The sequence below is a fragment of the Alteromonas sp. PRIM-21 genome (assembly GCF_027563165.1).
Classification (GTDB): domain Bacteria; phylum Pseudomonadota; class Gammaproteobacteria; order Enterobacterales; family Alteromonadaceae; genus Alteromonas; species Alteromonas macleodii_A.
Genome location: NZ_JADOEK010000014.1, coordinates 1 through 23,786, shown reverse-complemented (window position 1 = coordinate 23,786; position 23,786 = coordinate 1). Strand labels below are relative to the sequence as shown.

The 23,786-nt window shown below is 40.9% G+C and carries 16 protein-coding genes and 2 pseudogenes; 13 read left to right on the top strand and 5 right to left on the bottom strand.

What is annotated here, in order from left to right; genetic code table 11:
• Nucleotides 1–2: 2 nt before the first annotated feature.
• Nucleotides 3–1,301, bottom strand: a complete 1,299-nt coding sequence (locus IW644_RS17040) for a DUF1800 domain-containing protein (RefSeq protein WP_269918595.1) — start codon at nucleotides 1,299–1,301, stop codon at nucleotides 3–5.
• 467 nt (nucleotides 1,302–1,768) lie between these two features.
• Between IW644_RS17040 and IW644_RS17035 the strand changes: the two genes are divergently transcribed.
• The 9 genes from IW644_RS17035 to IW644_RS16995 all read left to right on the top strand — a co-directional run bounded on the left by IW644_RS17035 (nucleotide 1,769) and on the right by IW644_RS16995 (nucleotide 16,765).
• A complete protein-coding gene (locus tag IW644_RS17035; RefSeq protein WP_269918594.1) occupies nucleotides 1,769–4,915 on the top strand; it encodes a TonB-dependent receptor in 3,147 nt (1,048 codons plus the stop codon).
• Between the two features lie 470 nt (nucleotides 4,916–5,385).
• Nucleotides 5,386–5,655: a hypothetical protein gene (locus IW644_RS17030; RefSeq protein WP_269918593.1), complete on the top strand. Its 270-nt coding sequence runs from the start codon at nucleotides 5,386–5,388 to the stop codon at nucleotides 5,653–5,655.
• The gene (locus IW644_RS17025; RefSeq protein ID WP_269918592.1) at nucleotides 5,652–6,065 is read left to right on the top strand and encodes a hypothetical protein; all 414 of its coding nucleotides are present in this window, start codon (nucleotides 5,652–5,654) and stop codon (nucleotides 6,063–6,065) included. The genes IW644_RS17030 and IW644_RS17025 overlap by 4 nt, the downstream gene beginning before the upstream one ends.
• 128 nt (nucleotides 6,066–6,193) lie before the next feature.
• Nucleotides 6,194–7,315 carry a LamG-like jellyroll fold domain-containing protein gene (locus tag IW644_RS17020; RefSeq protein WP_269918591.1) on the top strand — a complete coding sequence of 374 codons (1,122 nt, stop codon included), beginning with the start codon at nucleotides 6,194–6,196 and terminating at the stop codon, nucleotides 7,313–7,315.
• Nucleotides 7,316–7,712: 397 nt separating this feature from the next.
• Nucleotides 7,713–8,480 (top strand): hypothetical protein, encoded by a 768-nt coding sequence (locus tag IW644_RS17015; RefSeq protein ID WP_269918590.1) that lies wholly within the window; start codon nucleotides 7,713–7,715, stop codon nucleotides 8,478–8,480.
• Between the two features lie 893 nt (nucleotides 8,481–9,373).
• Nucleotides 9,374–14,425 (top strand): RHS repeat domain-containing protein, encoded by a 5,052-nt coding sequence (locus tag IW644_RS17010; RefSeq protein WP_269918589.1) that lies wholly within the window; start codon nucleotides 9,374–9,376, stop codon nucleotides 14,423–14,425.
• 335 nt (nucleotides 14,426–14,760) lie between these two features.
• On the top strand, nucleotides 14,761–15,201 hold the full coding sequence (locus IW644_RS17005; protein WP_269918588.1) for a hypothetical protein: 441 nt from the start codon (nucleotides 14,761–14,763) through the stop codon (nucleotides 15,199–15,201).
• A 122-nt stretch (nucleotides 15,202–15,323) separates the two neighbouring features.
• Complete coding sequence (locus IW644_RS17000) at nucleotides 15,324–16,094, top strand: DUF2971 domain-containing protein (protein WP_269918587.1); 771 nt, start codon at nucleotides 15,324–15,326, stop codon at nucleotides 16,092–16,094.
• Nucleotides 16,095–16,321: 227 nt separating this feature from the next.
• Entirely contained in the window at nucleotides 16,322–16,765 is a 444-nt protein-coding gene (locus IW644_RS16995) for a hypothetical protein (RefSeq protein ID WP_269918586.1), read from the top strand.
• Nucleotides 16,766–16,805: 40 nt separating this feature from the next.
• On the opposite strand, the gene IW644_RS16990 is transcribed toward IW644_RS16995, so the two are convergent.
• Together IW644_RS16990 and IW644_RS16985 are read right to left on the bottom strand one after the other, a co-directional pair.
• Nucleotides 16,806–17,021 carry a hypothetical protein gene (locus tag IW644_RS16990; protein ID WP_269918585.1) on the bottom strand — a complete coding sequence of 72 codons (216 nt, stop codon included), beginning with the start codon at nucleotides 17,019–17,021 and terminating at the stop codon, nucleotides 16,806–16,808.
• 599 nt (nucleotides 17,022–17,620) lie between these two features.
• Entirely contained in the window at nucleotides 17,621–18,592 is a 972-nt protein-coding gene (locus tag IW644_RS16985; RefSeq protein ID WP_269918584.1) for a hypothetical protein, read from the bottom strand.
• A gap of 252 nt (nucleotides 18,593–18,844) precedes the next feature.
• Here IW644_RS16985 and IW644_RS20025 point away from each other — a divergent pair, with 252 nt between their 5' ends.
• The 4 genes and pseudogenes from IW644_RS20025 to IW644_RS16970 all read left to right on the top strand — a co-directional run bounded on the left by IW644_RS20025 (nucleotide 18,845) and on the right by IW644_RS16970 (nucleotide 21,984).
• The gene (locus IW644_RS20025; RefSeq protein ID WP_442864459.1) at nucleotides 18,845–18,919 is read left to right on the top strand and encodes a hypothetical protein; all 75 of its coding nucleotides are present in this window, start codon (nucleotides 18,845–18,847) and stop codon (nucleotides 18,917–18,919) included.
• 392 nt (nucleotides 18,920–19,311) lie between these two features.
• Nucleotides 19,312–19,539: pseudogene (locus tag IW644_RS16980) on the top strand (IS66 family transposase); the annotation flags it as partial.
• A gap of 629 nt (nucleotides 19,540–20,168) precedes the next feature.
• On the top strand, nucleotides 20,169–21,425 hold the full coding sequence (locus IW644_RS16975) for a polymorphic toxin type 44 domain-containing protein (protein ID WP_269918583.1): 1,257 nt from the start codon (nucleotides 20,169–20,171) through the stop codon (nucleotides 21,423–21,425).
• Nucleotides 21,426–21,507: 82 nt separating this feature from the next.
• The gene (locus tag IW644_RS16970; protein ID WP_269918582.1) at nucleotides 21,508–21,984 is read left to right on the top strand and encodes a hypothetical protein; all 477 of its coding nucleotides are present in this window, start codon (nucleotides 21,508–21,510) and stop codon (nucleotides 21,982–21,984) included.
• Between the two features lie 474 nt (nucleotides 21,985–22,458).
• Here IW644_RS16970 and IW644_RS20020 read toward each other — a convergent pair.
• Together IW644_RS20020 and IW644_RS16960 are read right to left on the bottom strand one after the other, a co-directional pair.
• Nucleotides 22,459–22,724, bottom strand: a pseudogene (locus IW644_RS20020) (IS66 family transposase); the annotation flags it as partial.
• A 181-nt stretch (nucleotides 22,725–22,905) separates the two neighbouring features.
• Entirely contained in the window at nucleotides 22,906–23,295 is a 390-nt protein-coding gene (locus tag IW644_RS16960) for a J517_1871 family lipoprotein (RefSeq protein WP_269918581.1), read from the bottom strand.
• Between the last annotated feature and the right edge of the window lie 491 nt (nucleotides 23,296–23,786).

Below are 23,786 nucleotides of genomic sequence, written 5' to 3'. Positions count from 1 at the left end.
AGCTATCTCCTCATAAACTCTGGGCTTAAAAATAAAAGAGCAAACGCACGGTCACGACTTTCTGCTCGAGACACTAGTTGTCTCGTGTGTTCAGATAGTGTTGATCCTAATAATTTGCTGGCCAGTTCGGAGATTTTAACCTGTCGGTTTATGCGCAAAGATGAGAGCCAATCTGCTCTTGCCATCAATCCATAGCCACTATTCCAGAAGTCCTCTGAGTCTTCATAACCAGCGGGACTACCTGCTTTGAAAGGTGCTTGGCCCATTTCAGAGAGACTACGCATTGCAAACCCTTCTTTAAGTGAAGTAAGGCCTATCCCTCTGCAAGTAGAGATCAGAAACTCTCTGGGAGTCTTGAATTTATTTAAGGTGTCGAACCAGGCGTGCGGATGAGTAACCAGTGCATGATACACGGATTTGAGATCACCCTCTGTGTCTAACCAAGTTTGTTCTACATGTTTTAGTAACGCTGGTGAGGGAGTATCACAGACAACATGCTTAACTAACTTTTCGCTGATATGTTTAGCTGTTGCTGGTCGAGCTGCAATATACCTGAGCATGGCTTCACCTTGCTCTTCGTTTTCTTGAGTAAATAACCTGCCCAACAATGACTGTGAACCGGGTTCATGTCCGGCTTTTCTAAAGAAGAAAAGCCCAGCTTTTGTTTTTTCAGGGGCCTGAACACCCCACCCGGAAATACCGTTTGCTAATGCGATAACATCGCTTTGGGTATATCCACCATTTAAGCCTAAGGTATGCAATTCAAGTATTTCCCGTGCTAAGTTTTCGTTGAGCCCCTTTCCTTTTTTTCCCAAACGCGAGTTCTTGCCAAATGACTTTTCATTATTCAGGTATACGAGCATAACCGGATGGCGACAAACAGAAAGGAGCATGTCTGAAAAATTACCTAAGAGATTGGGAGCTATTGCCTCGCGTTCCAGTGTCGGTGAAAGCGCTGTCAGATATGCTCCCTGCGCAGTAACGCTAAAGTGATTTGAAAAGAAATCTAGCATTCTCCACATAAACGGCTGCGTGCTACTAATTGCGTTATTGAGCGTCCCAATGGAGAGTCGCTTGTAGGTGGCTTGCCTAAACTTACGAGCCTCGTCTTTTGATTCTTCAGAGTTGTCTTTACGATATCGGTTAAGTGTCAAAGCAATTGATTGAGACGAATTCGTTTTATTTAAATGTATTGGTACTATTTGAGCGACTACATGTCCGACAGGGTCGTCAGCTGCTACTTTTAGCTCGACAGGGGTAGCTCCTAGACCAAATCGATTCGTTGCTATTGCAGCCTTCATATTTTTACTCGTCATCACACGCGCTGGCTTATTGAATAAACAATAATACCGATAGGTAAGATTGCTAACTACAGTCATCAAATTTACACACTATTTACACTACTTTCGGAAGAAGATACAAGTCAGGGGTGACATCTATTGATTATTAATGGCTGAATGTGACTCCTTGATTTTTACTACGCGTCTAAATAAACACGATGGCTTTTCTCTTCTATATGATTGTAAATACAATTTTTATTGTAATTCACAATCCAGCATGAAAGTGGCGTAAGATGTTTGTATATTTTCCATTGAAATTATAAATCTTGAAGATTAAAAAAATTACGATCGAAATTGATTGTTAGTGATTTTTTATGATTGTGGGGGGTGATATTATCATTCACAATTCCTTAACATGATGTGTTGTTGGGGAAGTTGGGTTCCAAAAAACCATATTTATATTTGTTGTATTTATAGAGATTGCGTTCATGCACACCAACAAAATTAATGGCTCTCACCTAATTTTAAATAGCACGACGGCCTTTTTACTCGCCGTGAGCTCACCAACTATTATCGCTCAAGAAGTTAACGCTGCAATTAACAAGAGTATTTCTGATGACACCGAAGTAATTGAAGTAACTGGCGTGAGAGCTTCTCTTGAAAACGCCTTGAACGTGAAGAAAGAATCTTCTTCAATCGTCGATGCAATTTCTGCTACCGATATTGATGCGTTGCCCGCGCTTGACTTAGGTGAAGCACTGCAGGCTATACCGGGTATTCAACTAAACAGCGACGAAGAAGGGCGGCAAAGCACGATTAGCCTTCGAGGGCTTGGCAGTGGCTTTGTCAACACAACCGCATTCGGACAAACATTTGCTACCCCTTCAGCAGCGAGCGAACTAAATGCTGTAGGGTCTCCTAATCCGTTTGCGGCATTTGAAGCTGGTGTATTTGATGGTGTAACGGTAATAAAAAGCCCTACAGCAGATCTACAAGAAGGGGGGATAGCGGGTGTTGTAGACATGCAACTCCAACAGGCGTTGTCTAAAAAAGATGGTAATTTCAATATAAGTGTTGGGGGGCGATACGAAGAGCTTACCGGAGAAATTGATGAAGAGCTAAAGCTAGCAGGTGTTAAGCATATCATTGATGACAAGTTAGCTGTTGCTTTTAAATTTGCTGGATCAGGTCAAACTTTTAGACGCGACACGTTTGATATTATTGACTATATAACAGTGGATACAGAAGAAGGCTTTGTTCGGGCAACCAATATAGACGAATATCGAGCACGTTGGGGTCTACCCGAGGATGCACAGCTAACTGCACCGGCGAGAGGGAGAAATGTCAGCGAGTTTAGTGAAGGAGATCGTCTTTCTTTCACTGGGAACATTGAATATAAGATAACGGACGACTTTAAAGTTGGAGCTCATGTTCTTTTTTCTGAGCGTAATCTTGATAACGGAACGAAGGAAGCAACGACTTTTAGCCCTGGATTCAATACCACACGACGAGACCGTGACAACTTTGACGGAAGAATCACTCTTGATTTGAACTCTGCACCGTTTGTATACGATAGAGTGTCAGATGACCCCGATTCTCCACTTGTTTATGCAGCTCCGAGATACAGCTTTGTGAACGGAAACTTGCAAACTGAGAACCGTAAAACTACGTTCAGGGAGAAGTCCGAAGGGCTTATCTTATATGCTGACTACATCACTGATGATTGGAGTTTCGACAGTAAAATTACGCATTCCGAAGCCACAAACCAATTTGCAAATGTAGGTATAAACTTTAATCATACTCAAGATTGGAGACGCCAATTTAATTTCACCGATTCAGAGGGCACTAGGAGAGATCTTATTACAGTGCCTACTGGGTTTGATGGGATTATTGACAGTGGTTATGGGAACTTGAACGATATCGTAGTACAAGGCGGCTTTGCAGTTCCTTATGTGTATAACGGATTGGTCTGGCAAGAAACTAATTTGAGTTCATCAACGGTAAGCTCTATTTCAGATGCAAACCAAGGTAGGCAACTGATTTTTGGCATAAACGGTCGTGTGCAGGACCTCGACCGAAAGGTTAGCAGTGTGGAGTTTAACAGCGCTCGCTTTCTTGACTTGGGTATAGGTGAGGTATTCAGGGCTGATGCAGTTAAATTTGGTGCTCGATTCTCACGTGAAAAACTTAACAGCTTTGACCAACGGCAAGGGGCACCTGGTATTGATACAAGCAATATATCTGACGCATTTATAACTTCAAATGTCTTGTCGGCGGTTCAGAATGAATATTTCAATGGCAACATTCCTGGAACATTTGATAATACTTCGGGGTGGTTAACGATAGACAATGATCTTGCTATTGCCATTTTACAGCAGAATATTGCGCTCAATGCCTCCGAAATACCGACGGCTACCTCGTTTAGTGTGGCTTCTCCTATTTTAGAGAGAAATAGAACGGGGTTTTGGGATACTCAAGATCGTAACTCGGGCTTGCCTACAAATATCGGGTTTAATTTTGGGGCTCAACAAGATATTACAGCATTTTACGTAATGTCAGATTTTTCCGGAGAATTCGGACCGGTACCCTATACTGGAAATATCGGTGTGCGTTATGTGGAAACCGACAACACCTTTGATGGTTTTGAGACACAAGTGGATGCTCAAGGACGCAATGGTATAGCGGTCTTAACTGAATTCAAAGATGAATATTCACATACGCTGCCGATGGCGAACATCGCTTTCGAGCTTTCAGATGATATTATTGTTAGAGCAGCATATTATGAAGGTATAGTTCGCCCAAACCTTCTTTCACAAAGGCCCACAGCTTCGCTTCGCGGGGGAAATAACTCGGTTAATTTGGATCTCCCAACAGCAACGGTAAGGCCTTACGACGCAACTAATTATGATGTGTCGTTAGAGTGGTATAACCGTGAAGGTAGCGCTGTTACTTTAGGATTTTTCAAAAAAGACATTACCAATTTGTTTGACGAGGAGGAAGGCTTCTGCCCGTCTTCTGGCACCAACCCAGTCGTTGACCGACTATTGGGTCCAATTGAACGCGTTCCGGGAACAGGGGGCCGCGAGTTTGGCTGTATTCAACTAACGCCGATTGTTGACGACGATGGTAATGAAAACTTACGTGAAGTAATTATTACTTCACCAATTAATACGACTGAAAAAATATCAGTCGAAGGTTTTGAACTCGCTATTCAACAAAACCTAGATTTCCTGCCTTTTCCATGGAGTGGATTTGGTGGCGTGTTCAACTATACAAACCTAAGACAGTCTGGCAGTGAGCTGGAGTTAACTCGTGTGTCGCCGGAGTCATTTAACGTAATAGGGTATTGGGAACATAAAGGTATCAGCTTGCGGTTGGCATATAACTGGAGAGATGACCAAACTTTACGAGGTGCAAACTCCTTCTTGGGGACCAATGCCAGAACGCGGGAATCTACTGAGCGTCTTGATTTCGTAGGGTCGTATCAATTAAATGACCAGACCAAACTCTTCCTGAGAGCGTTTAACCTCACAGACGATGTTGGAGTGGAGTATTTGGGGTCCGACGAGCAAGCGTTAAGCCGTTTGACATATAACGGCCGGATTTACCAGTTAGCGGTCAATTATCGATTCTAAACTATTGAGCAAATAGCCACCTACTTGTGGGTGGCTATTCTCTTGCTAACCAATATCTCGATTAGTCTTAACCAATACATATTATAACTGATCATCTATTGCCATCAGTGTTAACGTTATGTGACATGAGCTGGCCTTAGAATGGAAAGACACCTAGTTACTTTTTATCGCAGTATGGGAGTCTTTAAGCGGCAGGATATGCAGTTACATAAACAAAATGCACCAGAATTTGAATTGACGTGCACATCGGACTATTTTCTTTCATTGTTCTTACCTGAAAGAGCGCGCATCTATGGCTGTATATTTGCGCTTGTACAAAATCAATCCGTTGCTGATGACATATTTCAAGATGTTTCCGTGATACTTTCAATTCATTTACTCCTGGAAGTAGCTTTACAAAATGGTCCAACGCAATTGTTTATAACTGCATTCGAACGTATAGACAGAAAAATAAACGTTATTTGGTAGGCTTGGAAGATGAAACATTCGAACAACTGACAAGAACGTTTGATGATCAAGTTCGAATAGATAAAAAATGGTCGCTAGTTCAGTCCTGTCTATCTAAACTTACTGCTCACGCCTATCGCGTCTATCACGGCTTTTACATTGAGAACTTAAGCGCAGACGACATTGCAAAGCGGTCTGGTCGTTCGATATATGGCGTACGTAAATCTCTAATGTTACTTAGAAAGACATTGTTTGAATGTGTTGAGAAGAAACGCGTTGAGGCCGATAGTTGAAAAGAACTAAACACTTTTCGGAACTCGTAGACCTTGCGGAGCAAGTAATCAATGGGGAAGCCTCTGATTCTGCACTAGTGCGCCTAAATGCGTTATTGCATGATAATGTTGACGCTCAGCGCTTTTATTTGGATTACATGCAACTCCATACTTCACTAAAGGCTGAGTCCAAACCGAATGTAGAAGTAGTGAGAAGACGTGCTGTTGTCGATGAGGTTGTAGTAAGACCTCTACATTCAACTAATGAACAACGTTATTGCGAAACTACAGAAAAAAACAAATTCGATCTTCAGCAGCGCGGCTCGAATTTAACGACGAACTCTTCCTATTATTTATTAGCAGGCGCCCTATTTCTATTATGTATTTTAGGGGGGGCTGGCTCTTCAAAAGTGTCTCAACAAGTGAATTAGTTATTGCTACAGTTTTAAAGGGAGAGCTTGTAACTGAGGACTCTTCTAGGGAAAGCCTCAACTATTTGACGCCAGGCTCATATAGAAGTCTTTCCCCGCTAAAGAAAGAACTAAACTCAGGAGTTGTTTTGTCTTTCGACGCTGATTCAAGCTTTAAAGTTTTTAATGCTAGAGAAATAAAGCTGACTCAAGGAACTATTGAGGTACATCCAAGCAAAAAAGTTAATTTACAGATACATTCACACGCTTTTGAAATTAATACATTCGGTGGGAGTCTAGCTCTAGACTTGATGGAAAATATAGCGTTCATTAAAGCAAGCAAAGAAGTCAGGCTTTCGCCATCTATTTGGAAACCTCGTCATCTTTGGACATTCGATGAACGAGGAGCTTCGGCATTTGACAGTGCAGGTTCTGCAACGGGCGCTTTAGGAAAAGGTATAACGAGAGTGGATGGCATAGTAGGGAAAGGAGCTCTACACTTTGACAATAGCTCGCATGCTAGGGTAGACGTAGGAAGCGGAGGTGGAATAGCGCCAGCTACGGGCACATTTTCTGTGAGTGAGGGAATAACAATTGAGGCGTTAATAATACCGGGTTATACAGGAAAAGCTCCTGACGAAGGGCGCTTTGGTGAAATTGATGAAATATTCCGAAAAGACCAAAGCGATAAAGAGCACAGAATTTTGCTCAGTTTCCAAGACGATCGAGGCAAGTCAATACTTCGCCCTGCTGGAGATTACAAAGAGTCATTGAGTTTTGGTCTATATATTGTAGGTCAAGGGTACCATGAGCTCAAGCTTCCTCTGGATGGGAAATCTGGTAGGCCAACACTGAAAGCAATTAAAGATGGTGAGCCTCACCACATAGCAGCAACTTACAGTGTGAAAACTGGCCTTAAAGCTATTTTTATAGATGGTCAAATGTTAGCGAGCTATCAATATCCGGCAGGTTCAAAAGTTTTAAGTGGCGGGACTGGCGGAGCGAATATAGGAAACTCTCCAAATACATTAGGAAGCGATTCAGAAGCATATGCCGGAGTGATTGACGAAGTGGCATTTTACGATTTTGCTTTAACATCTTATACAATCATAAATCACTTTGAAAATACAAAGAGTGGTCTTAGGTATTTCGGCTCTCGTCCCTTCAAAAAAGAGTTACCTTCTTCTTTATACCTTCAATTGCCTCCGTTGCAATGGATAGAAATTGACATGGATACCGGTCAGCCAATTTCCATATCAAAGCCTCAATAAATAAAAAACTAAGCTACGTTATAAATCTACTAAATCTCCCCCCTTATTACCAAACATAAAGCGGTATGCAGTTGGTGCTAAATGCGACTGTAACAGCGTAAATTGGCTTCCTGAAAGAAATAAATGCCGGTTGAGCTATAGTATAGCTGCTGATATGGAAAAGTATGGTTTGACAATTCATAGTACAGAGGCAACTAGACTACAAGATACCAAGAATAACTGTTAAAGCTTTGAAATTATGTACAATCATACTCACCTAAAACATTTATGATAAGTTCCATAGCGGTGTGACAGAGACATTGTTATTGGGTGCAAAGTAATTCATCCATATTGAATGATCGCCTTTAGTTAGTTAATTAGCGAATAAATTTTAAAAATGCTAGAAAGGAGTCAGCTGGTGGATAAATCACTTGCTAAAGGATTAGTGAACCGGATCATGCGCAAACTGCATCATCAGTTTAGTGAACTGGATTTTGTGGTTCATGGTAGCCATCGCAAACAATGCAAGGCAGTACTTGCTAGGTGTAAGGAACGTTCATCAGCCACGCTGATTTCACAACGCTTTAAAGATACAAAGAATTGGGAAGTTATATGGGGTGAATGGGTTTTGTTTTCTAGTAAGGCATCACTTAATGCGCCTCGCATGCCAATTGAAAGTTACGACAAAATTGCCTTTGATTTAACGTTTACTAATCCTAAAACGTCGATGGGCGCTGGCGTCTTCTTTGTAGAGCTTTCAAAACATTCGCTTGTAAGGCTCATTATGCGGTGCGGTCACGAGGTGAAAACGCCATCGGACCTTTGGAAATTTCTGCAGAGAATTACTCGCCAATTATTATTTGCCGCGCTTGAATTGTCTCGTTATAACAGTGGGGCAAACGATGAGGGGTATACACTTGATGAATACAAAGCGATTGCTAACGGTTTATCTCCTCAAACACAACAATACATTATAATCGATGGCTTTTATATACCCTTAAGCTACACAATTAAGCCGAATAAATTCGGCGGGGTTTCTCGAGTAGTGACAGTGAAAACGTTTATGCCGGAAGAGTACGAAAGCAGTAAACGGGCATTGGAAAACGAAAAGCCCTTAACACCTGGGCGTGATTTTTTCGATTACACTGATGTATTTCCATTTTTGAAAAATAATATCGGGAGTTAGCTCCATCTGTTCAAAAAAAGAGCGGCATAGCGCGCATAGTATCGTATAATAAGATTGAACGTTGAGAAGAGTCCGGCTATTTAAAATCGCAGTGAAAAAAATTAAATAAAAATGAAATAAGGGCAGTTCATAGCCCTCGCATCAATCGCTAACAGACAAACGGCCTTTTAATATGTTAGATACTACGTTTAATTTTATTAACATGATGCATACAACCCAACCAGCACTCTGCTATTTGGCCATAATGTTCCTGTTCTTTGACAGGGGATGTAAAACCATGGAGGTTTATTGGCAAACTAGGAAATAACCGCTGGTCATTGTTAGCTAAAAATTCCAAGCCCTCTTCATGAGGGCTTTTTTGTTCCTGTGACCCATCCTAAGTAATTTATAGAGGCTATTTACAGTGTCTAAATCACCAACTTTAATTGAGGGCCAGAGTTAATATTGCCCTGACATTTATGGGGGAAAGTTAGACGTGCTCTCTATTGCCCGGTACGCTAGGGTACAAGAGGTAAAATCTTCGAAAGTGAATTGAAAATTTGGAACGGTCTGGATAAGGCGTCAATTTGCTACGTTTACTTGTACTAACTCCCCTAATGTAAATATGTAGTCCTAGAAGCTATGCACTTTGCAAAATTCTTATCTATGTAAAAAGAGTAAATATGAGTCCGCGTGATGCTTTAAAGCTCTAGTTTCATAAGCCATTATTACTACTAGTCATCGCAAGCCTGTAGCGTTAGATATTCTTGAAATCCGAATGCGGATTCAACTCACTGGCGGTGTCTCATTTCTTTTTATCGCGCCTAGTGAAATAGTTCTTGTTTTTTTGCGAATATCATGCTCTTAATTATCAACTTCGACATTGGAAGTCTATATCTCAAAAAAGGAATTTTATGAACCACTCTTATTTTTCTGGTTTTAAAAAACCGCCTAACATAAAGCTTTTTATTATCATTTTCACATTTATGGCCTTCTCTTCCGAGAGTAGCCAAGTCTCTACTAAATCGTCTGCTAAAGGTGAAGTTAGTGCAAGCGTAAGTGTCATCGATCCTGGAGGACCTGGGTTTGAAGATAGTATTGAAAATTATATTCCGCCCAAAACCTTCACGTATAATTTTAATGAGTTAAATAACGTTACAACCGATGTTCCCACACTGACAACTGAGCTAATGGGGGACCATATAGATCCCTATACTGGTACAGTTTCGTGGCAACATACAGATGTTTCCATACCCGGTAATTTCGACATAGATGTATCTTTAACTAGAACTTTGCACGACACAGGAAATTGGTTTGGCGCTACTAGGGAACTTGGCAATTGGAGCTTAGCCATTCCCCATGTTAGGACATCTTACGTAACTGAATTAGACGGAACTCTTACGTCAGCTAAGTTTGGAATTCAACCTGCATGGTATCGTAACGAGGCTTGCTCAGGAGGTCTCAATGCAAATCCCGACTTCCACAAGTTAATAAGAGAAGGAACGGTTAGATATAACTTCGAACTTAAGAAAGAAGATTATTGGCAAGGTGACACAATTAGTATTCCTGGGGTTGGCAGTCAAAAAATCTTACAGGATGGAACGGTTAAAAAAACAACTTCACTTTGGAAAATTGAATGCGTCGATGTAAATGGAGTAGATGGTTTTAGAGTTACACTTCCTGATGGAAAAGCTTATACATTCGGTAACCTTAAAAAATTAAAATCGTTTAAAGATGTTTTTCTTGTATCTATTCCAGCTTGTATTCCTCAATGTACGGTTCCTCCTATTAGCGGAGAAAGTCTACCTAACGAAAAAACCCGCATGCAGCTTGTGCATGCTTTTATGCAGGTTACTGAAATCCGAGATCGATTTGGCAACTGGGTAAAATACAGTTACGACACTAATGGTAACCTCGATAAAATCACATCATCGGACGCACGCACGATAGACGTCAGTTTTACCTCAGGAGCCGATGCACGTGTTCAGTCTGTAGTAGCCAATGGCAGGCAGTGGATCTATTCGTATGACGCCCCTACAGCAACTAATAATAGCAGTGTCTACAGGTTGAAAACAGTGACTCGCCCTGACGCCCGTAAGTGGCAGTTCGCATATCCAGATTCGAGTGCGAAATTCTGGAGACAAGACAGAATTGCCGAGAATACGCAAATTGATGGCGCTTTTGCCACAATGTGTTCAGCCGCTCTTAATGGCGACTTTATTACGATAACTCATCCAGGTGGAGCAGTTGGTAGTTTCGCATTAAAGGAGCGATGTGTAGGCCAAGCTGCTGTACCGAAGCTTCCTGAACATAACCACTTTGGACAAGGTCGTCCATATCAAAGTTATGAGCTGCAAATTTTTAGTCAACAATTTGTTCTTAGCAAAAAGACACTAAATCTCGGCGGAGGTACTATTTATCCTTGGTCCTATAATTATAGCGATATCAACGGATACTTTTATGGGGATACTAAACCAAACAATGCTACGTTAGAAATAGACGGCATGCCAACATATGCTGATGTGAGTTTTATCGAAGAAGATACTGCAGATGTTAACGCTACGTTGGTCTCCAATCCTGATGGAAGTCACAACTTGGCCGTTAGTGATCGGCGGTATGGATATCTCAACGGACAGCAATTATATAGTGCGACATACGATAGTAACTTTAATTTAGTGAGTTATTCTAAGTCATTATTTGCAGTTAGCCCAATCGATTACGGAAATACTAAAGAGTGGGTAAGTGCTATTCCAGAGTACATGACAAATCCTGTACCCCCACAATTTTCTGGGCAATATGCTTATGATAAGGCAATTTCTTCTAGTAAGCATATTCGATTAGTAGAGAAACATATTTCTTTAAAAGACGAGGGCATCAGCACCGACTATAAAGAAATTTTCAGTAATTTTAATACTTACGAAAAGCCTCAATTGATTGAGCAGGACGGTCCGAGTGGTAATCGGCGAATTAAACAAGGGTTTGCGCACAACACTGCTACTTGGGTTCTCAATAAACCCACTACTGTAGACGTAAGTATAAATAACGAATCTTATAAGAGGTTATCAGAGTTAACTTATTATAGCGCGACCTCTTCTAACACTTCCTATCGGTTTCAAGTAAAAGACGAAAAGTACTTTGGAACAACACGTAAGACTTATTCTGGCTACCACAGCGCAACCGGGTCAAAAGGTCAGTTGCAGCATGTTGATTTGCACTTGAACACCTCTGGAGCCAAGCGACGAATAACCTTTGAAAATTACAAACGTGGCATTGCACAAACTGTTAGGGTCCCCAATCGTTATACAACCGGTACAATGTCAATGACGAAAGTGGTAGACAATAACGGCTGGGTTATAACGTCTACAGATTTCAATGGTACTTCTAATCGTTATAGGTACGACAACGTTGGCTTAATTGCGGCAATGGACTTAGAAAGTGATACGTCTGTTAGTGATGGAAATTGGCGTGATCAGTTATTTAGCTATTCTTATCTAAGTAGTGGAGGTCTGGTTAGAACAACTCGACATTGTACCTTAAATGCTGCGATGGATGCTTGTAGTGGAAGTACTTCAATTACGACTACAGAAACGTTTGATGCACTCTATCGGCTGACAAAAAGAAGAGTTAATGGAAGTGCAGAAGATCGATATCAATTGTTTGATTACAATTCCAACAATCAGGTAACTTTTGAATCATTCAAAAGTGGAAGTAGCAGTGAGTCTCGTGGTACGACAAAGACTTATGATGCCATTCGCCGTTTGAGTACGGAATCCGTATCAGGGTTGGGCACTACTCAATACAACTATCTTGCAGACAACTCTCTAGAGGTTGTTGACGCCAATGGCAATTCTACAACAATTTCGTATCGCTCTTTTGCGGCACCGAGTTATCAAACAACTACGATGATAGAGTCTCCAGAAAGAGTCACTACCAATATTACTTATGATACCTTTGCCAATGTAAAAAGTATTACGCAAAGTGGTGGCAGTCAGTCACAGACTGAAAACCGTTTTTATGATAGCAACAATAATCTTTGCTTAGTCTCGCGGAAAGATATTGGTAATGTTCGAAGCAGCTTCAATCTTTTGGGAGAACTTCAGTGGCAAGCTCATGGTACTGTGAGCAGCTGCTCGAGCTCAAAGCCGAGTTACGCAGTTGACTTTAGTTATGACAACTTGGGGGATTTACGCTATGTAAACTACCCCGATAGCTCTCCCGACATTGACTACACACTTGATAACGTAGGTAATATTAAAACTCTGAAAGCGGGCAGTGTAATTAGCAGTTACACTTACAACAATCAAAACTTAGTCGAAAGCGAGTCTGTTGTAATACCTGGACGCAGCGGAGCACTGAAAGTAGATTATCACTACAATAGTAATTTACATTTACGCGGTATCACCTACCCGGGAGGAAATCGAGTTGTCAACTTAACTCCAAATGCGTTTGGAGAGCCCACAAACATTAACCGTTCGGGAAGAACTTTTGCTAGCAATATAGACTTTTATCCTCATGGAGTCATAAAACAGTTTACTTACGGCAATAGCGTTACACACAACACCACGCTATTTGGTCAGAGTAATCTGCCATCTCGTATGGCAGATATGAAGGGTACAACTCGTTTAGCATGGTTCGATTATACCTACGACAACAATGCAAACATAAAAAGTATTCTAGACGGCACTGACAGTGGTTATAACCTCACTAATTTAACATATGATGGGTTAGATCGCCTTAAGTCAACCACCGGAGGCTCAAAAGCAGGTAGCACCTCTATAAATTATGATGCATTAGGTAATATCACGCGTTTGAACACCCTTAATAGGTCATTAATCTATTCTATTGATTCAAACCAAAATCGACTTAAAAGTGTCAGTTCTTCTGGAAGCAAAGCAAAAGCTTATGGTTACTTTAACTACGATACTCGTGGCAATATTATTCATAACAGTCACTTTAGTATGAGTTACAACTTGGCGAATCAGATGACTGCGGCGAACGGATTTTCATTTACCTATGATGGATTCAATCGCCGAGTAAAGTCTGCGAAGAGCGGGAGCACGGCATATTATCATTATAGTCAAGATGGAAAGCTTCTCTTCAGCGAGAGTAATGGCGTTTGGAAAAACTACATTTATATTGGAAGCCGTCTCATTGCAAAAGATTCTAGTTCATCAACAAGTTTTATTCATACTGATATTCTAGGCAGTACTACGGCGCAATCTAACAGTAGTGGAACACTTATTAACAACAGTCGACGACACTATAAGTCATTTGGGGATACTTATGAGACTGCTAGTAATGAAATAGGCTATGCGGGACACAAGTTCGATAGTGAATTGGGCTTAAGCTATATGCAGGCACGATACTATGATCCAGTGATTGGGCGGTTTTATTCGAATGATCCCGTCGACGCAGCCACATTTTTAGCTAAAGGGAATATGCATGGGTTCAATCGTTACTCTTATGCAAACAACAACCCTTATAAATACATTGACCCTGACGGGAGAGAAAGCATATTTAGGCAACAGTTACACCATGAAACGATGAAAAGCGTACCCGGATACCATAACGCATCAAAGAGGCTTGCAAAAGCATCGACGTTAAAAGTTAGTCTTGGTGGCTTGGGTTTCAAGGCGGGATATAAATCGCCAAACTCTCCGTTGCAAGCAGATTTAAGTGCTGAAATTACTCCGGCTGCTAAGTTGGACAATGACGGATTACATATTGAGGTAGCGGTGGAAGCTGCGTTTGAAGCAACTGCACCAGATGGGTCGAGTGCAAAAGGACAAATTGGCAAAGTAGGTACTTCTCTGAAAGGCGGAGAAGTAACTACTATTTCAGAAGGCCCTAACCTAGAAGTGTCGCCTGCGACTAGCGGGACTTTGCAAGTGGATGGCATTATGAAGGTTAACGGCAAACTAGGGACTGTAAAAGTCGAATATGAGTTAAATACAAATGAATTATAAGAGCTACATCACTTTTAGGCTTTATGTAAAATTTTGCGGAATTGGGTTTAAGAAATATGATTATTTATGAGTACGATGTTGTATCGATTCTTCTTGTTGCTTTCGGTTTTTTTGCATGTTGCAAACGGAGCCTCCAACTCAATCTAAAAGTTGGAGAAAGTAATTTTAAGACATCAGTAGAAGAAGATGAAGGCAGTGAATACAAGGAGATACAATTAAACACAGTGACTACGAAAATTTTTGGTATAGCGCTTATCCTTGGAGGCATATTTTTGTATCTAAATTTGAAAGGTGAAATTTTATTTTCTATTTAAGTACTATTTCAAAGGTTAGCTATGAACAAATTTGAAAAACAAAATTTTTTTACACTATTTGTTTGTTTTCTTGTCTTTTGTAACTTTGCGGCTGAACATTACTCTTGTGCCTCATTTTGTACTTTCATGAATATGGAGTTTGATTTTAATTTTTATCGTTCGATTTTGATGTTGATAAGTTCAGCGTTAAGCCTAGTTGGCTTAATCTGTACATTATTCAAATACACCGTTGGTTTGAAAATTTGCTTAATAACTTACCTTTTTCAAACGCTTGGATTTGTGCATGACGGCTATCATTTTGTTTTATCGTTTGGCCTTATAATCAACTGGTCAATTGCCATTGGTAACTCATCTTTAGAAATCGGTCTAGTTGGGGTTCTCATGAGCTTACTGTTGTATACAGCATTACTGAAAGTCAACATTAAGAAAAAACCGAGTGCACAAACTGGTTCGATCATATAAACAAAAAGGCTAAGTATAGTTTGCTTTTGATTGAGTCCGCGAATTCAAATGCCTCGCACTCGCGGGGCTTTGTTTTTTGGTGCTATAGTGATGACGAGTAAAGAATACAAGAGTTTATTTCATTGGTTTACTATAAGTACCGAGAATGGAACGACTACACAAAAAAACTGTTGGAAACTAATGAGTTTTGGTTCTCCAGCCCAAAACATTTCAATGACCCCTTTGATTGCCAGATTCGCATCAATAGAGACGACATTAATGAAACTCTGGCAATAGATTTTCTTTCGCAATCTTACGCAAAATCAAAAGATGAAAAGTCTCATTTTTACAATAGGGCCTACTCTAATTTTGATGAGTGCAAAGGTGACTTAGAAGAAGTATGTGACTTCTTGCGTGAGCGCATTAGAGATTTTGAGGAATACTTTGACGATAAGGGGATTTTATCTTTGTCGGCGAACCCGAAAAGTCTGCTTATGTGGGGCCACTATGGACAAAATCATAAAGGTATTTCAATAGGTCTTGCAGACACTAGTGGAGCTTTTCTTGCGGATTCAAGATTTTCTAATGACGTAAATTACCAATCTGAGTACCCCAAAATAACCGCAAGAGACATCGTTATGGCAAAGTCTTCTGAAGACTGGGATGTTTTTGTGGATTTAATTTTTCACACTAAGTCTAGTGAATGGTCTTATGAAAAAGAGCGAAGAGTTGTAATGTCGAAGGGGGACAAGCTGTACAAAACACCGTGTGTTATAACGGAGGTAATTTTCGGTGCGAGGTGCGACAAGAGCACAGAACAGGAAATTAGAGATCTTCTTCACGGTAGCGATGTCAGATTCCGCAAAGCGCTACTAAAGACTCAGTCCTTTGATATGGTTATCGTAGATGTATAGCAACCGATATTAATGTGAAATAAGAGTGAATAGTTAATTCTGCTTGTGATTGAATCCAACCCCATCGCCTCGCACTCGCGGGGCTTTGTTTGTGCTTAAAGGTTTTTTATCTGCTTTTTAGGAAAAACAAGCCGATAAGCATAATCACGATTTTTTAATTATCATCTAGTTCAATACCATACCTCTTGCCACAAGGCATTAATCTTTTTTTTAAAACAGGAGATTTTGTGAAAAAAGTTGTAATCATAGAAGGTATATTAGTTTTAATAACAGGTGTAGCGCTCGTTTTTATTAAGTTGGCTAGCGGTGGGTCTAAAGCGGTTAGTGATATTGTACACTCAGTAGAAACAGACCCATATGTTGTATATCCACTGTTTATTTTTTTAGGGCTTTCTGTACTAATTAGGGCTATCAGAAAGAACTTTGGTGTTTCTGTATATCGCATAAAAAGTCACATGCAGTTTGTTGAAGAAGTTTTTGAAGGAGTAGGAGCAGGACTACTAAGCATCTATCGTCTTGCAGTCGGTGTTGCTATAAGCGTCCCTCCGATTTGGTACTTCTTAGAAAATGATACATTTGATCTCCGGCAAGCTGTTGTAATAGAAGTAATCGGTATTATTTTCTTCTGTGGGCTATGTCTCCTTTCCTTTATTAGCCAAAAGGGAAAATAGCGAATTGAATCCAAAGCCTCGCACTCGCGGGGCTTGGTTTTTACAGAAGGCTGACGACTTGTTGAAATTCTCCATTGCGCAAATGGCCGAGTGATTTCTTGCCATTGGGCGTCATGCGTTCGAGGTAATCTTGAAACTCTACATTTTTACCATAAAGCGTTTGCCCCTGAGTTAGCAAATCACAGCTTAATTTCCCGGATTGGCTATCACGTGCAACCGTTTTAGATAAGGTGAGCACATCAAGTTGACTAGTCATATTCTGCTCCTATCGGTTCCTAGTTTAATCGCTACTGTGAGTGATGAAGTAATGCCATGCTTGGCGGCAAAAGTTTGAAGCTTCTTGTTGTAAAAGCCTGCATCGCGTTTATAACGGCAAAAAAATCGGATGACCGTGTTAGATTCATCGCAAATTGCCTGAATATCATTTTCTCCCGCATCAATAGAAAAAGCTCCGTTGTCTAGCCGATACGCTGCTTGTCCCCCGACGAAGCACTATTGGGCGAACTTGGACAGCACGTTTTCAACTTGCTCGGGCTTTACTTTACGCAGCACAGTGTCGCAATAAGGCATGTCTATGGCTCTTGAGTTGCTGAGCCATAAGTATAGCAAATGCAATTATACAAGGACGAAAAAACGCAGACTTTGGAACATTTCAAGAGCGAGGTGGAACGTACTAATGAGCCATACTGGAACGTTTGATGAGTTCAGGTGAACTTTTTTATAAGCGTAATCATATGAGTAGGCTTTTCGTTTGTTCCATCTGGGCTTTTTTTCGCGAACCGCCAGACTACTTAGTACGTTCCACTGGAATTTTAGAATGTTCCAGTCACGGCAAAGGTAAAAAAGTTACTAGCATTAAATTAACCGCCCGTTCGGTAGTGTTTGAGAATTATTGATGACTTTGGTTGGGCCGCGATAGGCGTTCACTTTGATTGCATTTCCGGTAGCAGTAAGAAGTGCCAGCAAACCAGAGTTATTTCTCGCATCATTCGAATCGACCATACCGTGAACAAAATCTAAGTCCTCAATCAACTGGGCAATATCAATAAATTGCATGTACACACGCATTCGGTATTTGGCTTTCTCAGATCGCTTCGTTACTACCGTTATAAAATAATCAGTAAGCAAATTTATGGTGCTAATTCGGCTTAAAGATGATGAAAATGATGTTGTTTTTAAATCAGGGTAAGCGCTGTCGATAATGAAAGATAAATTGGTTTTTGGATTGTCAAAAAAGGTATTCTGCATGTAATAGCAGAATTCTTCTTTGATAAACCGTAGCGACCGCCACTCTATTGCAAAAGCCATTGTGCTTAAGTAGCTATTAATCAGTTTTACAAGCGCCTCACGGTTTTTTATAACAGTAGTTCGAAATAATGAAATGTGAGCCGCCATAACATCAAGCTCGTTGTTCGTGGCAACTATGTCACCTATTTTCAGAAGCGAATTATCGTCAGCCAAGCAAATTTGCTTTATTTGGGTGGCAAGCTCGCTGATTAAGTCGCCCCCCTGTGATTCAAGGTTTGTTATTATCTTATCCTCGCCAATTAGTTCCCAGAGTGCGTGATCATACACTTGTGCCATTCCGAAACGTTGGGCTGCTTTCTTGACCTCATCATAAGTGCGAGGGTGTAATTGTGTTCGCCCATGAAAAGCACGGGTGAACTTTCCATTAACTACCTCCTGCCCAGTGACAGGGTCGATATGTACCGTTCCCATAAACCGTTCACATGCTTTCCCAGAGCAATTAATACCTGTTGCGGCCACAAGCAGCCTCATCTGACACTGTGCGGCTAGCCGGTATTGCTTGCCATATCGATGTTTCATGTCGGCATTCCAAAAATTTTTTATGAATTTTAGTTTAGTTCATATTTGGTAAGTCACGCTCAGTTATGGGGGGAGGATCGCAGTACCGCTCTGTCATCCTCCTACCGGAAAAATGATGGGGCACTACAGTAAACATTCGACGCCCTGATAACGGTATGAACATGTCTGAACTTGAAAAGACGCAAAAAGAGTACCTGTGAGCAGTAAGACGTTGAGGTAAACATTCGCATTACCAGCAAACATTAATACGGATTGCCACTGTATCGCCAGGAGAGTTTGTTTAAACAATACGGAATCGACTTGAGTCGACGAACAATGGCTGATTGAATGATTCGATGCAGTGCGTTGATTAAGCCATGATGTGACCGAATCAAAGACATTTAGTTTTAGCAACCTGTGAAACAGGCGGGTAAAAAGACGGTAAGAATTATTAAGGAATACAAGTCAACCTGTTACATGTGGCTGTAATGCAGCGGTACAGGCTCGCCCATTGATGGGGCGATATCGAACTACGATTATCAAAACAATCGCAGGCAACATTGGTAGGTTGCTGGGTGCATGCGCGGCGCTAATTCAAAGAAGCTGGGACATCACAACCGTATGAGATAAGACAGCGAGAAACCCAAACATTACTGAATCATTTTAAATTATAGCTAGTTAAGTCGGCACTCGGCAAAGCCATTGGGTACAGCATAAATCAATGACCAAAACTCTCACGATTTGTAGAAGTTGAACACTTGTCTATCAGCAACGACCGTGCGAAGCGAGCCGTCAAGCCGTTTGTTATTGGACGTAAAGCATGGTGGCTCAGTCATACTCGAAAAGGCGCAGAGGCCAGAGCCATATTCTACAACATCATTGAAACGGCAAAGCCCGATGGCTTAACCTCATTTGAATACATAATCCATTGTTTGGAGCGCATTTCGAAAGTGCTCAGACCGTGTTGACTCAATGCCTTGGAACATCAAATTGGCAAATTAATTTTGTAAAAACGAGGGCCGTCATGTCAAAAAATCTACCAAAGTAAAAGTTCGACTCTATCCAACGGGCTCAACAAATTTATGCTTGAAAAGGATGAGAATTGCTTGTAGCGTAAAAATCGACGGATAGGTTTTGATTAAAGGAATGACTATGCAATCCCTGCAAGCTTTGAACCCTTTTCTTCTGTGCAGTGCTCTAGCTCGCGGTGGCAGTAGCACCGAACCGGTTGAATCTCACCCTTTCTATTCCCAACAAGCTGTATCATAAATCTTCAACTAAGATTTTCCAGTATTTTTACAGCTGTCCACGCTGTAGAGCGTCCGGACAATAATCAAGTGTTCGTTGTTTTCAAGGAATTTGATGGGGTGTAAGCAAAGATATAAGGTTGCTATTTTTTCGCATCTGTCATAGCGCTAAAACAGATAAGGCGACATAGAATAAAAAATTATCATCAAAGGTGATGAGCGAGAAAGTTAGATTGTTTTTTGAACGAAAAAACTTAAGGAGGAATCCTAGAGTGCCAAAAGGTTGACTTGGGAATTAATCAAAGATTATTAATTATATAATAATTATTTTATGAAAGGAGTTATTAAAAGTGTTCAAACATATTCTAAAATTATTGATGTTATACTCTATTTTTGCTTCAAACTCCGCGTATTCTTGCGAATCCTTATTAAGAAACCATGCACTTGATAAGATAATCTATCAAAATGATTTATGCATCAACATGAATGACCTCGCTTTAGGGTCTTCATATATTTTTATCGACTCAAGTTTAAACAAGAACGCCGCATTTACAGCAACTTTGGATACGTCTAGTGGGCAAAATTTGTTTAGTCAAGACTTTAGTCACGCCTCAGGTGTATTCAACGCTTCAATGAATATTGGAGACAATTATAGCGGTACTGACTTAGTATTGACACTAACTCCAACTACAAACTATCGCAAATATACGTTCACTGTAATCCATGATTACAACCCCCAAGAAGATTTATCTGTGTTATATGTGACGTTAATTTCAGAAGTTTACGGAAGCAATACTCCGCCTATTGGGGGAGGAGGATTAAATCCGCAGTCGATGAATGTAGTGCTTTCATCAACCTCAAGCAACGCATTAAACGTGCTTACAGAAGCTGCCCAATGCTCCGACTCAAATCGCCCGCCAACTGCTCTACCTGTAGATGATTCGGGAAAAGCTCTTGATTTAAATGGAGTACTAAGGGAGTCAGCTGCTATCAGAGCAAATTTAACGGGAGCTGGTATGTTGAATCCATCTAATGAAGTGGCCGCTAATACGTATTTGTTTCTTCGTGCCTATATACAGCATAAGCCTGGAGGTTCGCTGGACTTCGGTCATAGCCCTCCTATCTATATAGGTTCGCTGGCAATTGGAAATTTTGTGTATGGGGCTAACATGAGAGGCATGGGATTCTCTAGAGAACAAATTTTGGCAATTTCCGCTGGTATCGATGCTGCTACAAATGGTAGTTTTAGTTGGAATGAAAAAATTGGGCACGGCATCATGAACTATATTACAGGGTATGGAGAAGAAGCTATCGATGTTATCAATGTTACTAAGGGAATGGACTATTACGACCAAGTACACGTCAATAACACTTCCGACTCAGCGTTCAGCTCATGCTTAGATATGGATTCAATTGATAGCTACGACGACGTTCAAGATCAATCCAATGGTTCCGCAGGTTCTGGTTCTGTAGGAGGTGGCGGGGATTCTGGAGATATGCCAGATGGTGACGTATATTTACCTGGTACTGGCGGTGGCGGAGGTGGTCGCACTGAATGGTGTTTTGTAGACTCATTCGGAACTATTCAATTTTGTTGGCTTGAGTAGAGTTTGTAACAGTTGTTTTAATATTCAAGGAACACGGTTTAAAGACCCTCACATATTGAGGGGCATTGACCAAGGACAAAATATGAAGAAACTTATTTTATTAGTTGTTTTATCGATAATTTTTGTTTTTCTTTTACTTCCTCCCCCCGACTTAGAGGAGAAGTACATTAATGAGTTTTATGATAATGCTTTAGTATTTGAAAAAATCGAAGATATTATTTGCCAAGATGTTGAGAAAATCCCCACATTAAGAGCTACACCAGGTGACCTTGAAAACGATGGATTAGCTCGCTTGCTAAATAAAATGAATATAATTCAAATAGTCGTGAAACCGGAAAATCATATTTGTACAATTACTTTGGTTAGAGATGTATTAGGCTTTGCTGGGAGCGGTTATAGCTATAAATACAGACTTAATATTCGCCACCCCATAACCTATGATAAGACAATTCATGGCGTGAAGAAGAACGCTACAGAATCATTAAAGTCTGGAGATGATACAGTAACGTATGATATTCATTTATCAAATAACTGGTATTTAACTTACACTGAGTCATAAGAGTAAGAATGAAATCAGAATGTGGTAAATAGAGTAATTTTTTGACAGTTAGGGGCTGCTAATTGTCACTCTTCATAGGTTACTGAGATTGCAAAAAATACATAAGCCTGCTCTGATAAGCTTGTAATTATTCATTCAATCGTCTCAGAGTAAACGTCCGCTAATCCCACTTAGCGCCCAGAAAACTGCCAAAATGGCAGTTGCTCAATATCATTGTCAGGCTTACTCAATTCATCAAGGCAAGTCATCGCATCTAAGATATTGATATGTAATGATATTTTTTAATATTTGTAGGTTATTGAGTTTGTAGTAGCGTAGAACGCTCCATACGATGATACTTTATTAGCATATGAGCATTCTTCGATAGCTCTGTAGAATAGCAAGATACCTTGACTTTTCAATAAGATAGTACACTACTATGCGCCGACCTTTAAGGGCTGGGTTGAAATGTCATAACTTTATTCTTACCCAACAGTTGGCCTTTGTGGTTTCGATGATGCCGTAGAGCGCGGCTCTGGCATTTGCGCCTGTGGCGGTTTGACTAAACAGCCAGTTTTTCTGACTATGACGAACGACTTAATCGCGCTCAACGCGATTATTATCGATACTCAGTAAACCGTCTAGTGCACAACGCGCTAGCTTTCTGATTGATTTAAGCAGTATTGTATCGATTCGAGTAATATGGTTTTCGACTTCGACAGCACTTGTTGAGCCGATTTCATTAGCCACGTATGGAGCTGCTGATTAGCTTACATTATTAACACTATTTCGTGATCTTTAATTGTTATTAAGATCACAGGTTATAAGCCGGGTGCGTTGTAGTACAACGGTTGATGGCCTATCACATGATAGCCCGATAACAGCCACTGTATTTGATGTTCACTCACATGCACTTTCTGTAAGTTCGCATCGACAGGTCACTTAAACCGAAGCTTCTTTGCGTTCATCATCAGGGTAAAACTCGCTGACGGTACTGCCAAAGTAGTTTGATGAGACTTTTAGGCCATCGGAAGAAACGGCGTCGAGCGTTAACCTTGTTCCATCTTGGATAAAGATAGTGTCTTCAGAGTATTTGACCTTTTGAATAACGTCCGCTGTTCCGTAGGAATAGCAAAAGTACCCGTTACCCGACTTATCGAAACTGAGGCTCGCGAGGTAAGGGCCCATGTTACCTGTCCAGAACCCAATGATTTGTGAGGGTGCCGGCTCAGCCTTTATCTGCACAAAATTGTTGTTAAGCATATCATCAACGGGAGACTGGCATCCGGCTAAAGCTAACGAGCCTAAAACGAGATATTTGCGTACATTCATAATCGTCCTTAATGTGAATAGGTGTGGTAGGTACCAGTGTAGTACGGAATGACCATAGTACGCGTGATTCTGAAGAAAAAACACAACCACCTGCCAATTGCTACGGCAACATACCTCTATACCGTCTTGCTAAACTTCCCGCAGCTTCGCTGCGGCGGCCGCGCGCTCCGCGCAGTTGTGCAGGTAGAACGTGAGAAATTGGAGAGTGAGTAGGGGAAGGAAGCGAAAGTGGGTCACAGGTAGTGGACAAGTAACGCACGTTTACGATGGGGCAGGCTGGTGGATGTATAGTGGTGTGTGAGGTGAGGTTTTTGGTGCGGTAGATTCGTCCTAGTTTATGTTTCGGTCAATGAGTCCGTGCAAGTGTCCACTTCCCCTTTAGTGAGACAGTACTAAATTAGAGTTTTCTAGTTTTGCTCGGTAAGCTGCCGGAGGCAGGTTACCCAGACTTTCATGTGTTCTTTCTTCGTTATAATCCAGTCGCCAGAACC

Excerpts from the sequence above, each read along its gene's own strand:
- IW644_RS16990 (WP_269918585.1), bottom strand. The coding sequence starts at position 17,021 with ATGACTAGTCAACTTGATGTGCTCACCTTATCTAAAACGGTTGCACGT.
- IW644_RS16985 (WP_269918584.1), bottom strand. The coding sequence starts at position 18,592 with ATGAAACATCGATATGGCAAGCAATACCGGCTAGCCGCACAGTGTCAG.
- IW644_RS17010 (WP_269918589.1), top strand. The coding sequence starts at position 9,374 with ATGAACCACTCTTATTTTTCTGGTTTTAAAAAACCGCCTAACATAAAG.
- IW644_RS16960 (WP_269918581.1), bottom strand. The coding sequence starts at position 23,295 with ATGAATGTACGCAAATATCTCGTTTTAGGCTCGTTAGCTTTAGCCGGA.
- IW644_RS17005 (WP_269918588.1), top strand. The coding sequence starts at position 14,761 with ATGAACAAATTTGAAAAACAAAATTTTTTTACACTATTTGTTTGTTTT.
- IW644_RS17035 (WP_269918594.1), top strand. The coding sequence starts at position 1,769 with ATGCACACCAACAAAATTAATGGCTCTCACCTAATTTTAAATAGCACG.
- IW644_RS16970 (WP_269918582.1), top strand. The coding sequence starts at position 21,508 with ATGAAGAAACTTATTTTATTAGTTGTTTTATCGATAATTTTTGTTTTT.
- IW644_RS17040 (WP_269918595.1), bottom strand. The coding sequence starts at position 1,301 with ATGAAGGCTGCAATAGCAACGAATCGATTTGGTCTAGGAGCTACCCCT.